We start from the raw sequence: 16,756 nt of genomic DNA, 5'->3' as shown, positions 1-16,756 counted from the left end.
AACTACAATACCATGAGTTGGCCTGACTGGCAGCGGCTTGAATCATAAACAACCATTTTTACATCTTTTGAGTATGATTTTACAGCTTTCCGCCGGTTTGTTGAAGAAGCGAATAGAAAAGTGTAGGAAAAGAACGCAAAAATGTATGCCCTTTCATTCGGAATTTCGTTACCATGTACCTAAGGATTTGGCGATGCCGATCCGGGCGTTCAAAACAGGAGGAAAAGGGGTTTGAAGATGAGACGAAAGAAAGTATTCGGTTTTACCTTGGCGGCAGTTCTCCTCATAGGTCTGCTCGCGGGATGTTCCGGCAATAACGGAAATTCGGGCAAAACGTCTACGGCCGATCCTCAGACGAGCAATTCTGCAAGCGTTTCCACCGAGAAGAGCGATGAACCCGTCACGCTGAAATGGGCGTTATGGGACTGGGAAGCGACCGCTTATTATCAGCCATTGATCGATGCTTATAAGAAAGACCATCCGAACGTAACGATCGAATATGTCGACCTGGGCTCCACCGACTACATGACGATGCTCAGCACGCAGCTCTCCGGCGGCGCGGACCTGGATATTCTGACGATCAAGGATATTCCGGGTTATGCCAACCTGGTGAAGCAGAACCATTTGGAACCGCTGAAGGGGTTCATCGACGGGCAAGGGATCGACACTTCCCTTTACGGCGGGACCGTAGAGCAGATCCAAATGAACGGCGACGTGTACGCCCTGCCTTTCCGCAGCGACTTCTGGATCGTTTACTACAACAAGGATTTGTTCGATAAAGCGGGCGTACCTTATCCGACCAACGATATGACGCTGGATCAATACGACGAGTTGGCCCGTAAAATGACGTCCGGCAGCGGCTCGGAAAAAGTATACGGTGCCCATTACCACACTTGGCGCAGCGCGGTACAACTGTTCGGCATCCTGGACGGGCAGAACACTATCGTCGATGGGAAATATGCCTTCCTGAAGCCGGTTTATGAACGCATTCTGAAGGAGCAGGACGACGGCATCGTGATGGATTACGCCACGCTGAAGACTTCCAGCACCCACTATTCCGGCGTCTTCTACAATAACTCCGTTGCCATGATGAACATGGGCAGCTGGTTTATCGCCACGCAAATCGATAAGGTGAAGAGCGGCGAGTCCCAGGCCAAAAACTGGGGAATCGTGAAATATCCGCATCCGGACGGCGTGAAAGCCGGTACGACGCTGGGCACGATCACTTCCCTGGCCGTGAACCAAAAGTCCGCCAACAAAGAAGCCGCCTTGGATTTCCTGAAATTCGTCACGGGAGAAGATGGCGCAGCGGTGATTGCTTCGACAGGCACGATTCCGGCGATCAAAAACGATGAAGTCGTCAACTCCATCGCATCCATCGATGGGTTCCCGACGGACGAGAACAGCAAAGCGGCTTTGACGACGGAAAGAACCTACCTGGAAATGCCGTTGCACGAGAAGAGCGCGGATATCGAGGTCATCCTGAACGAGGCGCACGATAATATCATGACGAAAAATGCCACCATCGACGAAGGTCTGGCGGATATGGAGAAACGGGTCCAAGAGGCGCTCGATAACTAATGGCTGAACTTGCATAACATTCCGATGCTGCCAGGGGCGGGCTTAAGAGCCCGCTCTTTTTTCCGAATTCTCTAGCACATGTAGGTTTGGAGGAGAGATCATGCAGAATGAACCCGTGTTAGGAAACGAAGCGGTAAAAAGAAGCGCGATGACCAAAAGCGTGAAGGATCATTTGGTGGCGTACAGCTTTATCGCCCCCAACTTCATCGGCTTTGCCGTATTTACGTTGGTGCCGATGATTTATGCGTTTGTTCTCGCCTTCGTGAAATGGGACGGGGCTAATCCGATGGAGTACGTGGGGCTGCGCAACTTTGCCCGGCTGCTCCAGGACAGCACCTTCCACAAAGCTTTTTGGAACACCATTCTTTATACGGTCGGCGTCGTGCCGGTGACCATGATCTGCGCGTTGGGGCTGGCGATTCTGCTAAATCAGAAGCTGCTCGGGCGCAACTTGATGCGGACCGTGTTCTTCTTTCCGTATGTCGCCTCGCTGGTCGCGGTGGCGGCCGTTTGGAATTTCGTATTCAGCCCGACCATGGGGCCGATCAACAACATCTTGCATACCATTACCGGCGTTCCGATCGAGGATTTGCCCCGCTGGGCCGCAGACAAAGACTGGGCGATGTTTACGGTCGTCCTGTTCACCGTATGGAAAAATATGGGTTACTATATGGTGATTTATTTGGCGGGGCTGCAGGGCGTGAATCCCGAGCTGTACGAAGCCGCCGAGCTGGACGGGGCCGGCCCGTGGAAGAGATTTGTCAACGTGACCATTCCGCAGCTCGCGCCGACGACGTTCTTTGTGCTGATGATCCTGATCATCAACTCGTTTAAGGTGTACGACGTGTTCATCAACCTGTTTGCCGGTGCCGATAACCAGCTGAACGACTCGACCCGGGTACTTGTCTATCAAATCTACAACACCGCGTTCCGCTCGCTGGATTACGGGTACGCCAGCGCCATGGCGATCGTGTTGTTCCTGCTCGTTCTGGGCATTACCCTGATTCAGTTCCAGGGCGAGAAGAAGTACGGACAATAGGAGGATGCCCAAATGACAGGAGCCAACAAACAAGCCAAAACCGTCGCCAAGATTTTTGCGTACCTGGTGCTCGCGGTGGTCGTTCTGTGTATGCTCGTTCCCTACGCGTGGATGCTCTCGTCCTCGCTGAAGCTGAATAAGGACGTCTTTTCGTTCCCGATGCAGTGGATCCCGGATGCGCCCCGATGGCTCAACTATTCGGAAATTTGGACGCGGATTCCGCTCGGCCGATTTATCTATAACACGGCAAAGCTGTCCATTATTGTCACCGTGCTGCAACTGCTGACTTCCAGTTTCGCCGCCTATGCTTTTTCGAAGCTGCGGTTCAAAGGGAGAAACCTGCTGTTTCTCGGCTATATCGCGACGATCGCCATTCCGTGGCAAGCTTACATGGTTCCGCAGTTTATCATGATGCGTTCCATGGGGCTGAACAACACCCATCTCGCGATCATTTTTCTGCAAGCCTTCTCGGCGTTTGGCGTCTTCTTGATGCGTCAGTTCTACCAGAGCATTCCCGATGAGCTATGCGAAGCGGCTCGTATCGACGGACTTAGCGAATACGGCATCTGGGGGAGAATCATGCTTCCGCTCTCCAAGCCGGCGTTGTCTACGCTGACGATTTTTACATTCGTGAATACGTGGAACGATTTTCTCGGACCGATGATTTATTTGACCAAGACGGAACTCAAAACGATCCAAATCGGGCTGCGGATGTTCATTACGCAGTATTCCGCCGAATATGGCTTAATCATGGCGGCCAGCGTCGTATCCATCATTCCCGTGCTGATCGTTTTCCTCGCACTGCAGAAGTATTTCGTACAGGGCGTGGCCTCGTCTGGCATCAAGGGGTAGTTATCTCGGAAAGAAGGAGCTGACGAAATGAAAACGACCGTCGATTTTCCGCTCCAAACGCGAAGCGACATGGCAAACGTTTTGGAGCGGCTGGTGAGTCCTCTCCGGCCGTTCTACAGCCGGGGCGGCGCCCGGCTCCCGCTTGGGGGGAGCGGGGTATCCTACCCGGCGACCGTGGCGGGGTTGGAAGGATTCTCCCGGGTGCTGTGGGGAATGGTTCCTCTGCTGGCAGGGGGAGGTTCCAGTGAGTTATGGGAGATCGTTCTGGACGGCATTCGCTCCGGCACGAACCCGGAGCATGAGGAGTATTGGGGCGAGGTGAGCGATTATGATCAGCGGCTCGTCGAGATGGCGGTCTTCGGCTACGCGCTGGCGCTGATCCCGGAGCAGATCTGGGAACCGCTCCGCCCGGAGGAGCGCGAGAGGCTGTACCGTTGGCTGAATCAAATCAACCGACACCCGTGTTACGACTGCAATTGGTTATTCTTTCACGTGCTGGTGAACGTGGGATTCCGCAAAACCGGCTTGCCTTACGATGCGAAGCAGCTGGAGCGGAACTTGGACCGGCTGGACGCCTTCTATCTGGAAGACGGCTGGTACAGCGACGGCATCGGGGGACATAGCGACTATTACGTTCCGTTTGCGTTCCACTATTATGGGCTGCTCTATGCGAGTATGATGGAAGAAGAGGATCCCAAGCGTTCGCGCGTGTTTAAGGAGCGCGCCGCGGCGTTCGCCGGCGATTTCCTGGCTTGGTTCGCGCCGGACGGCGCAGCGCTGCCGTACGGGCGCAGCCTGGCGTACCGCTTCGCCCAATCCGCCTTCTGGAGCGCGCTGGCCTACGCCGGTGTGGAGGGAGTCCCGGCCGGCGTGCTGAAGGGGCTTGTGCTGCGCAATTTGCGCTGGTGGTTAAACCAGCCGATTCGGAGCTCCGACGGACTCCTTACGGTGGGTTACGCCTATCCGAATCTGGTGATGGCGGAGAACTACAATTCGCCGGGCTCGCCGTATTGGGCGCTCAAGGCGTTTCTGCCGCTGGCTTTGCCGGAGGATCATCCGTTCTGGACGGCGGAGGAGCTGCCGCTGCCGGAGCTTCCGGCGCTGTCGATCCAGCGCCCGGCCCATCTCGTGCTGGCCCGCGATCCGGGGTCCGGCCATGTGGCGGCCTTCAACACCGGCCATCGCGGCACGAACGAGCATACCCATACCTCGGCCAAATACGAGAAGTTCGTATATTCCACCGGGTTCGGGTTCAGCGTCCCGCGCGGGGAATGGGGCTTGGCCCAAGGTGCGTTCGACTCCATGCTCGCGCTCAGCGAACGGGGTGATAACCTGTACCGGGTCAGACGACGCAACCTGGATACGTCGATCCGGGATAACGTGCTGGTTGCGTTATGGAAGCCTTGGTCCGACGTGGAGGTACGCACCTGGATCGTGGCCGGACTCCCCTGGCATGTACGGATTCACCGGATCTGGACGGGACGTCCGCTCGAAGCGGCGGAGGGCGGATTCGCGCTGGGGATGGAAACGGAGCTGGCGGAGTGGACGGAAGCGGGCCGGGCGGGGGCCGGGGCGGCAAGCTCTTATGGTGCGAGCGGGGTGCTGAATCTGCTGGGCTACCGCACGGCCGAACTGATCCGCCCGAACGCCAATACCAATGTGCTGCATCCGCGCACCGTCCTGCCGACGCTTCAGACTTCCCTGGAGCCGGGAGTCCATCTGCTTGCGGCGGCCGTTTATGGCGACCCGTCGCCGGGAGCGTCCTGGCAGCCGGTTACGCCCGAATCGCTGGGCGTCGTGATCGGGGAGCGGGAGATCGTCTTAACCACCTGCCAGGGGAATGAAACACGCATCGAGTTGGAGTAGTTCGCGCCGCTTCATATTGCGGCGGAAGGAGGAGAGTCGATGACAGATCTAGACGGATGGGAGAAACTGGTCGAAGGCCTGTCCCCCTTGAGGGCGGACGATTATTATCCGGCAGGCGGCGGGGCGGCGTTCTGGAAGTCGCTGCGCGAGGCGCCGGACGCCGGAGCTGAGCTGGAAGCGATCCGGGCCGAGGGGGAACGCCTGTTAACCTCCCCGGCGGAGGAGCTGACCTATTCGCTGTTTTCCTTATTTGCCGTGCAGGGATCGCGGTTGGAGTATGAGCGGGTTTATTTTGAGAAGAGGCGGCGGCTCAACACCTTCGCCTTTCTGTCGCTGCTCGAACCGGAGTCGGCGACGTACGAAGCGGCATTGTGGGATGCCGTCTGGGCGATATGCAGCGAGTTCACCTGGTGCCTGCCCGCGCACGTGGACGCAAAACGTCCGGTCTCGGAGACGATCGACCTGTTCTCGGCGGAGACGGGGTTTGCATTAGCCGAGTTGTCCCTGCTCTTTGCGGAGCGCCTGCCGGAACTGTTGCGCGTGCGGATCGCCGAGCTGATCGAGGAGCGGCTGTTCCGTCCTTTTCTCGAGAAAGGCCCTTTTCACTGGGAGGAGCTCACGAACAACTGGTCGGCCGTCTGTGCCGGCTCGATCGGTTCGGCTGCGCTGTTGTTGATGGAAGAGAAGCGGGATCATGTCCGGCTGGCGCGCATTTTGGAGAGAACCGAGCGCAGCATGACCTTCTATTTGCAGGGCTTCGGCGAGGATGGGGCTTGTCCGGAAGGGCTGGGATACTGGAATTACGGGTTTGGCTATTTCGTTTATTATGCCGACCTGCTGCTTACGCGAAGCGGGGGCCAGCGAGACTGGTTCCGGGAGGACAAGGTGCGGCGAATTGCCGGCTTTCAGCAAAAAAGCTTTCTAGGCGGCCGGCTGGTCGCCAACTTCTCCGATACGCAGCCGCATGGCAGCGTCCACCCGGGGTTATCGCATTACCTCGCGGCGCGGTACGCGGAGGTGGAAGCACCGCCCGCTGCGCTCCATGCGGACTACCGCGAGGATCATTGCAGCCGGTGGGCGCCGGCGCTGCGCAACCTGATCTGGAGGGACCGCGCTGCGGCGGGGGCGGCGGAGTGGAGGAACGGCGACTTTGTGTTTGAGGACGCCGGTTGGCTGATCTCGCGATTCACCGCCGCGGGGAGAACGTTTGGTTTTGCCGCGAAGGGCGGACATAACGGCGAATCGCATAACCACAACGACCTGGGCCATTTCATGCTGGCGGGCGGGGGAACTTTTTTTCTGTCCGATCTCGGGTGCGGGGAATATACGCGGGATTATTTTGGCGAGGCCAGGTATGGGTATGACTGCAACGGTTCGCAAGGGCATTCCGTTCCGATCATCGATGGCCGCTTGCAGCAGGTTGGCAGCGAAAGAACCGCTACGGTGATCCGGTGCGAGACGTCGGAGGAAGCGTGCGGTTTGGAACTGGAGCTGTCCAGGGCTTATGGAGACGACAATCTGCTTTCCTTCAAGAGAAAGTGGGATTGGAACAAAACGGACCTGCCCAGCCTATCGCTGCGGGACGACTTCCGGTTTGCGAAAGCGCCGGGAAGCCTGACGGAGCGGTTGGTAAGCCCGATTCGGCCGGAGGTTGCCGGCTTGGGGCTGCTGCGTTGGTCTGGCGGCGATGCGCTGAATGCGCTGACGCTGGAGCTGCATTACGATCCGCAGCGGCTGGACTTCGAGGTTGCGGAACGGACCTACCGGGATCATTACGGGAACGACACGGTCTGGTACGCGCTGGATTTCCGGGTGCGACAGCCGGAGGCCGGGGTTGAGCTGGAGTTTCTTTTTCAATTCGTCACGCATGAGAAGTAGGGGATGGAGGAGCGAAGTCATATGGAGAACGGAAGGGCATGGGTAGATGAAGCCTGGGGGAAGTCGCTGGACAAAACGCTGCGGAATGCGGCCAGAATCGGCTCCGGATTTCCGCACGCCAGTAAGGGCGGGGTTTATGAGCTGGCCGAGCCGGCCTGGTGGACGGCGGGATTCTGGCCGGGGCTGCTGTGGCTGCTGTACGAGGGAAGCGGCAAGGAGGAGCTGAAGGCGCTGGCGCAAGCCTGCGAGACCCGGCTGGACGCGGTGCTGGACGGCTATGTGCGGCTGGATCACGATCTGGGATTTATGTGGACGTTGACCAGCATTGCTTCCTATAAGCTGACAGGGAGCGGCGACTCGCGGATTCGCGCGCTGAAGGCCGCAAACTATTTGGCGGCGCGTTTCAATCTGAAGGGGTGTTATATTCGGGCCTGGAATCCGTGGAAGGACGGGGAGCGGAACGAAGGGTGGGCGATCATCGATTGCTGCATGAACCTGCCGCTATTATTCTGGGCGTCCCGCGAGAGCGGCGATCCCCGTTTCGCCCATGTGGCCGAAGCGCATCTCGATACGGTGCTCGAGCAGTTTGTCCGCGAAGACGGCTCGGTTTATCATATCGTGGTCTTTGACCCGGTAACGGGCGAGGTGGTTGGGCCGCAAGGCGGCCAAGGTTACGCGCCGGAATCGGCGTGGTCGCGCGGCGCGGCCTGGGCGATTTACGGCTTGACGCTGGGCTACCACCACACCGGCAAGCGGGAGTATCTGTCCGCCGCGCAGCGGGTGGCGGACTTCTTCCTGAGCCAGCTGCCGGAAGACGAGGTGCCGGCTTGGGATTTCCGCGCGCCGGAAGCGCTGCGCCAGCTGCGGGACTCGTCCGCCGGAGCCTGCGCGGCCAGCGGGCTGCTGCTGCTGGCGGAGAAGCTCGGCGGCACAGACGGGGCCGCGGGCACGACCGCAAACGCGGCGAAGTACCGCGAGGGCGGCGAACGCATCCTGAAGTCGCTGTACGATCATTATGGCGCCTGGGACGATCCGGCCGAAGAAGGCCTGATCCTGCACGGGACCAGCAACTACCCGCAGGGGACCAACATCGACGTGCCGCTGATTTACGGCGACTATTTCTTCGTGGAAGGCCTCGCCCGGCTGAAGGGCGGGAGGCCATCGTATTGGGAATAGCGGGGACGCGGAAGGTCCATGGCCATCCCAATTGATAGAAGGGGCTGCTCCTAAACCATTAGTTGATGGCTTTGGGGGCAGCCCATTTATGTTTTTTAAGTTTAGTGCGCCGTCTTCTCTTTTTCTTGCTTCTCTACGTAAAACACTTCCGCGCTTGGATGCTCGCCGTAATTGCCGAATCCTTTGCCGAACAGGGTCAAGCCGCCGGGATAGCGGGCGTCCGGTTCAACCGATAAGCGGAACGTCCACTGCTTCTGTCGGATGTCGATGTCACGAAGCGTGACGTCCGACATTTTCAAGCCGTCCATATACGTCCCGTCTTCCGTAAGGCGCAGCCGTTTCAATAGTCCATATTGATTCGCCTGTCTTGGCCACCAATCGGGGGTATATTTGCCTAGCTGATCCCCGTAGTCGCCGGGACTCGTCCAGGTGCCGAGCTGCTTCCCGTTCAGGGTGAACGTAATGTCGGAAGGATAATCGTCCCTCGTTCCCGGGGCCTCGGACGCGATTTCCATCGTAAAGACCAGTTCCTCGGGCTCTTGGCTGGACAGCAGGTAATTGGGCGTTTTGTATTCGATAAACCCCGTGCCGAACCAAAGAATGGCGGCGTGGATCCGCTCCGGATCCCAAAAATACCGGGGATCGTCAAAGCTTCCGATGATCTTGCCGGTCGTCGCGATCCCGCAGGTCGGTTCGATGTGGAAATCGGAGTAATGCCCGACCGGGATTTCAACCCGGTGGCTCTTGCGCTCGGCGGCCGCCTGCGCCGGAAAACGGATTTCCGCGCCGGAGACGGCGAGCGAGCATATTTTCTGAAGGCCGCTCTTGCCGGGCGCCATTTGGGTGGCGACCAGGCCGCATTCGGACAGCTTGCGCACGTGCATGGTCATGATCGCGCTGGATAACCCGACCGCTGCGGCCAATTCCTTAATGTTCATCGGGCGGTTGGCCAACAGCCGCAGAATGCGCAGTCGAACCGGACTCGAGAGCGCTTCGTACACGGGCAGCGATTGTTCGGTTAAATCAAGTTTCACGGTTTTCCCACCTTACCCGAAGTTTGATTAATCATTATATTAACGAAAAGTCCTGGATTTGACAAGCATAGTCAGCTCCTGGCCCGCGCGAAAATCGTTTGACGAACCTACAGGGAGCCGCCTATAATATTAGTGATATAGTTATTTAATTAACAATTATATTAACTAAGGAGTGAAACGACGGATGCCACTACAAGGTGTGCTGAACGCCGATTCCGGCAAAGGAACGATCAACCGCAATATTTACGGACATTTCTCCGAGCACCTGGGCCGATGCATTTATGAAGGGATTTGGGTGGGCGAGGATTCGCCGATCCCGAACACGAACGGAATTCGCAACGACGTCGTGGAAGCGCTTAAACAGATTCGGATTCCGGTGCTGCGTTGGCCGGGCGGCTGTTTTGCCGATGAATACCACTGGAAGGACGGCATTGGGGCAAAAGAAACGCGCAAACGGATGGTCAACACCCATTGGGGCGGCGTGGTGGAGAACAACCATTTCGGGACTCACGAGTTCATGGAGTTATGCCGGCAGCTGGGCTGCGAGCCTTATATCAACGGCAATCTCGGTAGCGGTACGGTCCAGGAAATGTCAGAATGGGTCGAATATCTGACCTTCGACGGCGTGTCGCCGATGGCGGAGCTTCGGGCCCAGAACGGGCGCAAGGAGCCGTGGAAAGTCACGTACTTCGGCGTCGGTAACGAAAACTGGGGCTGCGGCGGCAATATGCGCCCGGAATATTATGCCGACGAGTACCGCCGGTATCAGACCTACGTTCGCAATTATGGCGACAACCGGATTCACCGAATTGCCTGCGGCCCGAATTCGGACGACTACAATTGGATGGACGTGCTGATGCGGGAAGCCGGCCGGTTCATGGATTCCATCACGCTGCATTACTATACGCTGCCGACCGATAACTGGCAGGATAAAGGGCCGGCGACCGGGTTCGACGAGCATGCCTGGTTCTCCACGCTGCAAAAAGCGCTTCGGATGGATGACCTGATTACCCGCCACCGTACGATCATGGATAAATACGATCCGGAAGGCCGGGTGGGATTGATCGTCGATGAATGGGGGACCTGGTACAACGTGGAGCCGGGGACGAATCCGGGATTCCTGTACCAGCAAAATACGATGCGCGACGCGCTTGTCGCCGGCCTCACGCTGAACATCTTCCATAAGCATAACCAGCGCGTACGCATGGCGAATATCGCTCAGACCGTCAACGTGCTCCAGGCCGTCATCCTGACGGAAGGCGAGAAGATGATCGTGACGCCAACGTATCATGTGTTCGACATGTATAAGGTTCACCAGGATGCCGAGCTGCTGGATCTGTCGCTGGATACAGGCAGCTACCAGCTGGACGGCGGGGACATTCCAGCGGTGACAGCCACGGCATCGCGCGATGCGAAAGGGAAGATCCATCTCAGCTTCTGTCACTTGCAGCCTCAGGCGGAAGCGCAGGTGACGATCGACGTTCGGGGCTTGGCTGGCAGCAGCTTCACGGTGACGGGCTCGACGCTGACGAGTGGTCGGATTGATGCTCATAATACATTTGCACAACCGGACGCGGTGAAACCGCAGCCGTTCGAGTCGTTTCAGCTTGAGGGCGGCAAGCTGACCGTCAACCTGCCGACCATGTCGGTCACGACGCTCGAACTGGCGGCGAAGGCTTAACCGAGATGGCGGATACCTCATGTAAAGCGTGCCGGGACGATTACCGGGTCACGGACGAGCAAATCCAGCGCTTGATGAAGACGACGGCGTTTGCGCCGGAGCGAAGAGTCAGCGAGGAGGAGTATCAGGACAGGCTGCGCGTTTGCGGAGCCTGCACCAAGCTGATGGACGGGATGACCTGCACGGCTTGCGGCTGCATCATCCCGGTGGTCGCCTGGTTGAAGGAGCGGACTTGTCCGCTGCCGGGCGGCGGGTTGTGGCAGGGAACAAAGAGTGAATGAGGAATAGGGCTTCGACTTTTTCGCGGGGCAGGGCGAGGAACCTTGCGCGCGTAAAGGCGAAGCCCTTTTTTTCGGAGTGGGACCCTTCGATTCGGATTATTTGGCCTCCTCCAGCAGTTCCTTCGTATTATTCCTGACGTTTCCGACGGCCGACGATACCGGGTATGCCCGCATCTTCGCGGCGTCATAAGGCTGGAGCAGTTTGAGCAATGACGGGGCGTCCACGTGGTCCCGCGCCAGCCATTCGGCCTCATGCTCCGGACGAAGGATGGCGGGCATCCGGGTATGGATTTCGGCCATAAGCGAATTGGGTTCCGTGGTGATGATGGTGCAGGTCGCCAGCTTGTTTCCTTGCGGGTCGATCCAAATGTCGTACAATCCCGCAAAGGAGAAAAGGTTCCCGTCTTTCATGACGATCCGATACGTCTGCTTGCCGCCGTCCCGCTGCTGCCATTCATAGAAGCCGTCGGCCGGGATGAGGCAGCGCCGGGACGTCAGCAGCTTGCGAAACGCCGGCTTTTCCGAGAGCGACTCGGCGCGGGCGTTGATCATGCTGCCGCCGATTTTCTCCTCCTTGGCCCAGGACGGCACCAACCCCCAGCGCAACTCGCCAAGACGGTTGCCCTCCTTGCCCGAAATCACGGCCGGGATGAATTGCATCGGCGCTACGTTATAGTTCGGGGCGAACTTTGCCAGCCGGTGTTCAAAGATCAGATACCGGACGATCAGTTCGTCCAGGGGAAGCGTAATCGTAAAACGGCCGCACATGGGGAAACCCTCCATCGTAGGGATGTATTGATGTAACCATTGTAATCGATATGCTTGCAGGCATACTAGTCCCTCGGGTGGCCCCGATTCCGTTAACGTCAGCCAGCCAGATGCAAAAGTGCAGTTCATTTTGTTTACGTTCGTAGCCAATCCATCAAGCATCTGGCCTATAAGCCCCCATGTATTCCAAACCAGACCCTGAACCCTTACTCCAATTAAGTCATGCAACTTTTTCAAACCGGTATTCGTTAAACCAGTGAATCGAAGTTGTTGGTGAACCCGACCAGAAAGGAATCATACACGATGAATAAACTGAATAAATGGATGACTTTCGCTCTTGCCGCAGCTCTGGTGGCTGCACCCTTGGCAATGTCATTGCCCGCGCAACAGGTTGAAGCCGCAACCAAAGCCAAATATGCGGTGTTGCCTCAAGCGTTCAGCATAGAAGGCGCCAAGAAAACGATCAAAACGATCAATCTCAACGGCACGACGTATATCGCATTACGTGATTTGAGCAACGGACTGGGGCTGGGCATCGGCTTCGACAAAGCAACGCAGGTAGCGAAAGTCAGCGGAAAACACCGGGTGCTGGAGGTCAATCTGAACGCCTCCTCTTTTAAGCTGAATGAGCAGCTTCTTTGGGGACCGCAGCTTGTGGTCCAGGATCACGCGACCTATTTGCCGATGCGCTTCATTCTCGAACAGATGGGTTATGTCGTAGGTTATGATAATTCCACGAAGCTGATTGCCCTTCAAGCTGTTCAAGAGAATGACGTGAAGATTGGCGCTAAGGAGATTGGAGCGGACGGGGACGGAAAATCGCTGTTGGTGTATTATCCGGTCCTTTCCGGGTTGGCGGACAGCGGAGTGCAGCAGAAAATCAATGCCTTCCTCAAGGAAGAAGCAGATAAGCACGTTGCTGCGGCGGCGAAGGAAATTGGCCTGGCCGCGGAGGAAAACAATAAAATTCTCGACAAGGAGCCGAACGCGTCGGTACGTCAGCCCAGCGTTGACGGACGTTTTACGGTGACCTATAACGAAAAAGGCCGGTTAAGCCTCTATGTGGATTATTACGTGGATCTCGGAGGAGCGCATGGAACGACGGCCCGCGTTCCGTATACGTTTGATTTGTCGACCGGGAAGGTGCTGACCTTGAAAGAGGTAGCGAACAATCATGCGAATTATGTATCGATCATCAACGGCAAAATGAAGGAGCAAATTAAAGAGCGCAAACTCGGACTGCTCTACCCGTTTGAATCGATCGAAGCGGATCGTGACTTTTTCCTGAACCGGAACGGGGTCGTCATCTACTTTACGGAATATGAATATATGCCTTATGTGGCGGGCATGCCGGAATTCGTGATTCCTTACGCCGACTTCCAATCCTAACTCCATATGAGCTCTGTTCGCCCCGGATCGATCCCCATCGATGCGGGGCGCTTTGTTTGGGAGAGAAGGAACTTTCATCCATGCTGAAGAATATGTATTTTTAGTAAAAGGACGACAAACGGGGAGATTTTGCCATGGAACAAGTGGGTTTGGTGTTAGGCGGCGGGGCCGTACGGGGACTCGCTCACTTGGGCGTGTTGAAGGCGTTCGAACGGCACGGGATCCCGGTGGACGCGATTGTAGGCACCAGCATGGGCGGCGCGATCGGGGGCTTATATGCCGCGGGCATTCCGGCGGAGGACATTGAGGACCTGCTGTACCACACGCCGAAATACCGGTTGATGGATCTAGGAATCCGCCACAGGGGCTTGATCGGCGGGAATAAAATCTACCAAACCATCAATGATCTGCTGAGACAGCATGGCAAGGACGAGCTGAAGATCGAGGATTTTCCCATTCGGTTTAAGGCGGTTGCCGTCGACTTGATGCAGGGCAAGCAGGTGATTCTGGATCGGGGCGATTTGGGCACGGCGTTGCGGGCAACGACGGCGTTTCCCGGGGTATTTGCTCCGTTGGTACGGGAGGATCAGGTGCTGGTCGACGGCGGGGTACTGAACAATTTGCCCGTTCAGGAGCTGAAGCGGAAGGACGTAGGGTTGATTATCGCGGTGGATGTCACCCGAGAACATGAGAAGAAGCCGCCCCGCAACATGATCGAAGTCGTTTACCGCTCCTACAGTCTAATGACCGCCGAACGGAAGCATACCAGCCTGCGGTTGGCCGATATCGTCATCCGGCCGGACGTGGGGCATGTGTCCGCGTTTGATTTCTCCAAAATGCCCGACTGCATCAAGGCGGGCGAGGAGGCGGCCGAAATCATGATGGATGAGTTGAAGGCGGAGGTAGGGCGGGTGAAGCCGGGTTTTCGGTGAGGCAGGCTAGGCCGCTGATAGCAGTAGTTAATGTAGCAGAAATGAGAACGTTTCTGCCGCACAAATCCGAAGAAGAACAAAATGGAGGAGTCACATGCATTGCATCACGATACGACAACCTTGGGCAACGCTGATTGCGATTGGGGCTAAACGGTTGGAAACGAGAAGCTGGAAAACGAATTACCGGGGCGAGCTTGGTATTCATGCCGGCAAGCAGGTGGATCGAAAGGCCTGCGAAACAGAGCCGATTCGGTCCCTCTTAGCGGCACACGGTTATTCGTCTGCCGATCGGTTGCCGGTTGGGGCCATTATCGCCGTTTGCCGGTTGAATGACTGCCTTCCCGTGTTGCACGACGACGGACAGGCAGCATGGCTGGGAGGAGGGGAAAGACGGTTGGAAGCCGCAGGGCAGGAATACCGGTTCGGCGACTTCGCACCGGGCCGGTACGCTTGGGAATTGACCGAGCTGCGCCGGCTTTCGGAACCGATTCCTGCCCTCGGCAAACAAGGATTATGGAATCATTGAACCGTTAAACTTTGATATCCAGGTTTTTCCCGAGCGTCGGGTGAACTTGGCTTTGAGACAACATTTGCACGAGATTCTGGCCTTGGATTTCGGCTTGGTTTTTGGCCATGCTGAGCACGCGGATGCCGACGGCTTGAGAAAGCGCGCTTTGGCTCATGGCTACGGACGTTGCGGCAATATCCATCCTGTCACCTCCTATTCATTTTGTATCGGCTTTTCGGCGGAAAACGATAAATTTTACCATAGAGTCAAGTGATTTACAGGACTGTCTGGCGCCGCTTATAATGAAACGACCTACATTTTATCACGGATCAGGGAGAGCATCATGAATCGCAACTACGACGATCCCAAACGCATCTACATATCGGTGCAACAGAAATTTTGGATCAGCCATGCGGCGGCGAGCCTGTGGATGCTTTTTTCCATCGGGGTGTCAATGCCTTGGCTGCGTGACTTTGCGGGATTCGTCTCGCTGCCTGTAGCTATTCTGATCATCGCGGGGATTTCGTATATTCCCGGATACATGAACGCCTTTATGGTCGTCAGCCTGCTGCTGGACCGTCAGCCGCCGCTTCCGGAGGGCTCCCCCGAACGGCCCGTGACCGTGTTGATCGCTTGTCATAACGAGGAGCGAGGGATCCGGACCACGCTCGCCTATTTGGGCGAACAGGAGTATTCGGGGCATCTGAAGGTCATCGTCATCGACAACAATTGCTCCGACCAGACGGCGGAGCGGGCCAAGGCTGCCGGCAGGGAGCTTGGACTGGATCTGCTGGTGATCGAGGAGAATACGCCGGGCAAAAATCATGCGCTCAACGCCGCACTGAATCTGGTGGAGACGGAGCTGATGATCACGCTGGATGCGGATACGCTGCTGCATAAGCTGGCGATCAAGCATATCGTGTCCCGCATGGAAGCGGCGCCGCCGGATGTTTGCGCGGTCGCGGGAGCGGTGCTCGTCCGCAATAGCCGCCACAATTTCTGGGCCAAGCTGCAGGAATGGGATTATTTTCTCGGGATAGCGAGCATCAAAAGGCTGCAGGGCATGTTTCAGGGGACGCTGGTGGCGCAAGGGGCCTTTTCTCTCTATAAAACGGAAGCCGTGCGCGCCGTACAAGGCTGGCCGGATGCGATCGGCGAGGATATCGTGCTGACGTGGAAGTTCTTGGCCCAGCGTTGGCGGGTGTATTTTGAACCGCTGGCGGTCGCTTTTACGGACGTTCCGGAGTCGTTCCGCCATCTCGTCAGGCAAAGGAGCCGTTGGGCCCGGGGGATGATCGAGGCTCTAAAAATGCTGAAGCCGTGGAATCACCCTTCCGTGTATGCCAAGTATTTGACCGGCTGCAATTTGTTGATGCCGTATTTGGATTTGGTTTATACCTTCTGTTGGCTGCCGGGTTTGGTTCTCGCCTTTTTCGGCATCTACTGGATCGTTGGGCCGGCTACGCTGCTGGTGCTTCCGCTAACGTTTTTTCAGAACTTTATTCTGTACCGTTATCAAAAAAAGGTATTCCGTTCACTTCATCTGCGCATCCGCAAAAACCTGTTTGGCTTTGTCGCCTACGTGCTGCTGTACCAAATGGTGATGAGCCCGGTTTCCGTTTATGGCTACGTGCAGGAGGCGCTGCAGCGCAAACGGATTTGGAAATGAAATTTTAAGCTGATCTTCAGGTTTCCGTAATGTTCCTTTAAGGAACCGGTGTTATTCTTTAGATACTCCCTCTTCTTAATTGATATATACGTGAAGAAGCCA

General features: G+C 56.8%; 15 protein-coding genes. 12 read left to right on the top strand and 3 right to left on the bottom strand.

The window, feature by feature from the left end:
• Positions 1-237: 237 nt before the first annotated feature.
• From MJ257_RS01080 to MJ257_RS01055, 6 genes are all read left to right on the top strand, one after another.
• The gene (locus tag MJ257_RS01080; protein WP_178024050.1) at positions 238-1,581 is read left to right on the top strand and encodes an ABC transporter substrate-binding protein; all 1,344 of its coding nucleotides are present in this window, start codon (positions 238-240) and stop codon (positions 1,579-1,581) included.
• A gap of 100 nt (positions 1,582-1,681) precedes the next feature.
• On the top strand, positions 1,682-2,620 hold the full coding sequence (locus MJ257_RS01075) for a carbohydrate ABC transporter permease (RefSeq protein ID WP_240267536.1): 939 nt from the start codon (positions 1,682-1,684) through the stop codon (positions 2,618-2,620).
• 12 nt (positions 2,621-2,632) lie between these two features.
• Positions 2,633-3,472, top strand: a complete 840-nt coding sequence (locus tag MJ257_RS01070; protein ID WP_240267535.1) for a carbohydrate ABC transporter permease — start codon at positions 2,633-2,635, stop codon at positions 3,470-3,472.
• Positions 3,473-3,499: 27 nt separating this feature from the next.
• Entirely contained in the window at positions 3,500-5,338 is a 1,839-nt protein-coding gene (locus tag MJ257_RS01065) for a DUF2264 domain-containing protein (RefSeq protein WP_240267534.1), read from the top strand.
• A gap of 39 nt (positions 5,339-5,377) precedes the next feature.
• A complete protein-coding gene (locus MJ257_RS01060; RefSeq protein ID WP_240267533.1) occupies positions 5,378-7,216 on the top strand; it encodes a heparinase II/III family protein in 1,839 nt (612 codons plus the stop codon).
• A 21-nt stretch (positions 7,217-7,237) separates the two neighbouring features.
• Positions 7,238-8,392, top strand: coding sequence for a glycoside hydrolase family 88 protein (locus MJ257_RS01055; protein ID WP_240267532.1), 1,155 nt, complete (start codon positions 7,238-7,240; stop codon positions 8,390-8,392).
• A gap of 101 nt (positions 8,393-8,493) precedes the next feature.
• Here the strand turns inward: MJ257_RS01055 and MJ257_RS01050 are convergent, their stop codons facing one another.
• A complete protein-coding gene (locus tag MJ257_RS01050; RefSeq protein ID WP_178023927.1) occupies positions 8,494-9,426 on the bottom strand; it encodes an ArsR/SmtB family transcription factor in 933 nt (310 codons plus the stop codon).
• 184 nt (positions 9,427-9,610) lie between these two features.
• On the opposite strand from MJ257_RS01050, the gene MJ257_RS01045 reads away from it, so the two are divergent.
• Positions 9,611-11,107, top strand: coding sequence for an alpha-N-arabinofuranosidase (locus tag MJ257_RS01045; protein ID WP_240267531.1), 1,497 nt, complete (start codon positions 9,611-9,613; stop codon positions 11,105-11,107).
• Positions 11,108-11,112: 5 nt separating this feature from the next.
• Positions 11,113-11,388 carry a DUF6171 family protein gene (locus MJ257_RS01040; RefSeq protein WP_240267530.1) on the top strand — a complete coding sequence of 92 codons (276 nt, stop codon included), beginning with the start codon at positions 11,113-11,115 and terminating at the stop codon, positions 11,386-11,388.
• 96 nt (positions 11,389-11,484) lie between these two features.
• Here the strand turns inward: MJ257_RS01040 and MJ257_RS01035 are convergent, their stop codons facing one another.
• Complete coding sequence (locus MJ257_RS01035; RefSeq protein WP_240267529.1) at positions 11,485-12,156, bottom strand: SOS response-associated peptidase; 672 nt, start codon at positions 12,154-12,156, stop codon at positions 11,485-11,487.
• A 303-nt stretch (positions 12,157-12,459) separates the two neighbouring features.
• Here MJ257_RS01035 and MJ257_RS01030 point away from each other — a divergent pair, with 303 nt between their 5' ends.
• From MJ257_RS01030 to MJ257_RS01020, 3 genes are all read left to right on the top strand, one after another.
• Complete coding sequence (locus MJ257_RS01030) at positions 12,460-13,545, top strand: DUF3298 domain-containing protein (RefSeq protein ID WP_240267528.1); 1,086 nt, start codon at positions 12,460-12,462, stop codon at positions 13,543-13,545.
• A 134-nt stretch (positions 13,546-13,679) separates the two neighbouring features.
• Entirely contained in the window at positions 13,680-14,477 is a 798-nt protein-coding gene (locus tag MJ257_RS01025; RefSeq protein ID WP_240267527.1) for a patatin-like phospholipase family protein, read from the top strand.
• 94 nt (positions 14,478-14,571) lie between these two features.
• Positions 14,572-15,003, top strand: a complete 432-nt coding sequence (locus tag MJ257_RS01020) for an ASCH domain-containing protein (protein WP_240267526.1) — start codon at positions 14,572-14,574, stop codon at positions 15,001-15,003.
• Between the two features lie 4 nt (positions 15,004-15,007).
• Here MJ257_RS01020 and MJ257_RS01015 read toward each other — a convergent pair whose 3' ends face one another.
• Positions 15,008-15,187 carry a YjfB family protein gene (locus MJ257_RS01015; protein ID WP_178023919.1) on the bottom strand — a complete coding sequence of 60 codons (180 nt, stop codon included), beginning with the start codon at positions 15,185-15,187 and terminating at the stop codon, positions 15,008-15,010.
• 141 nt (positions 15,188-15,328) lie between these two features.
• Between MJ257_RS01015 and MJ257_RS01010 the strand changes: the two genes are divergently transcribed.
• Positions 15,329-16,654: a glycosyltransferase family 2 protein gene (locus MJ257_RS01010; protein WP_240267525.1), complete on the top strand. Its 1,326-nt coding sequence runs from the start codon at positions 15,329-15,331 to the stop codon at positions 16,652-16,654.
• Positions 16,655-16,756 lie beyond the last annotated feature (102 nt).

It is taken from the genome of Paenibacillus timonensis (genome assembly GCF_022427145.1).
In the GTDB taxonomy this organism is placed as follows: domain Bacteria; phylum Bacillota; class Bacilli; order Paenibacillales; family Paenibacillaceae; genus Fontibacillus; species Fontibacillus timonensis.
This window is presented reverse-complemented; position numbering and strand designations above follow the sequence as displayed.

What these genes read in the sequence shown, in the direction of transcription:
- MJ257_RS01055 (WP_240267532.1), top strand. Translation starts at nt 7,238, where the DNA reads ATGGAGAACGGAAGGGCATGGGTAGATGAAGCCTGGGGGAAGTCGCTG.
- MJ257_RS01030 (WP_240267528.1), top strand. Translation starts at nt 12,460, where the DNA reads ATGAATAAACTGAATAAATGGATGACTTTCGCTCTTGCCGCAGCTCTG.
- MJ257_RS01025 (WP_240267527.1), top strand. Translation starts at nt 13,680, where the DNA reads ATGGAACAAGTGGGTTTGGTGTTAGGCGGCGGGGCCGTACGGGGACTC.
- MJ257_RS01065 (WP_240267534.1), top strand. Translation starts at nt 3,500, where the DNA reads ATGAAAACGACCGTCGATTTTCCGCTCCAAACGCGAAGCGACATGGCA.
- MJ257_RS01010 (WP_240267525.1), top strand. Translation starts at nt 15,329, where the DNA reads ATGAATCGCAACTACGACGATCCCAAACGCATCTACATATCGGTGCAA.
- MJ257_RS01020 (WP_240267526.1), top strand. Translation starts at nt 14,572, where the DNA reads ATGCATTGCATCACGATACGACAACCTTGGGCAACGCTGATTGCGATT.
- MJ257_RS01015 (WP_178023919.1), bottom strand. Translation starts at nt 15,187, where the DNA reads ATGGATATTGCCGCAACGTCCGTAGCCATGAGCCAAAGCGCGCTTTCT.
- MJ257_RS01035 (WP_240267529.1), bottom strand. Translation starts at nt 12,156, where the DNA reads ATGTGCGGCCGTTTTACGATTACGCTTCCCCTGGACGAACTGATCGTC.
- MJ257_RS01060 (WP_240267533.1), top strand. Translation starts at nt 5,378, where the DNA reads ATGACAGATCTAGACGGATGGGAGAAACTGGTCGAAGGCCTGTCCCCC.
- MJ257_RS01075 (WP_240267536.1), top strand. Translation starts at nt 1,682, where the DNA reads ATGCAGAATGAACCCGTGTTAGGAAACGAAGCGGTAAAAAGAAGCGCG.
- MJ257_RS01040 (WP_240267530.1), top strand. Translation starts at nt 11,113, where the DNA reads ATGGCGGATACCTCATGTAAAGCGTGCCGGGACGATTACCGGGTCACG.
- MJ257_RS01080 (WP_178024050.1), top strand. Translation starts at nt 238, where the DNA reads ATGAGACGAAAGAAAGTATTCGGTTTTACCTTGGCGGCAGTTCTCCTC.
- MJ257_RS01070 (WP_240267535.1), top strand. Translation starts at nt 2,633, where the DNA reads ATGACAGGAGCCAACAAACAAGCCAAAACCGTCGCCAAGATTTTTGCG.
- MJ257_RS01045 (WP_240267531.1), top strand. Translation starts at nt 9,611, where the DNA reads ATGCCACTACAAGGTGTGCTGAACGCCGATTCCGGCAAAGGAACGATC.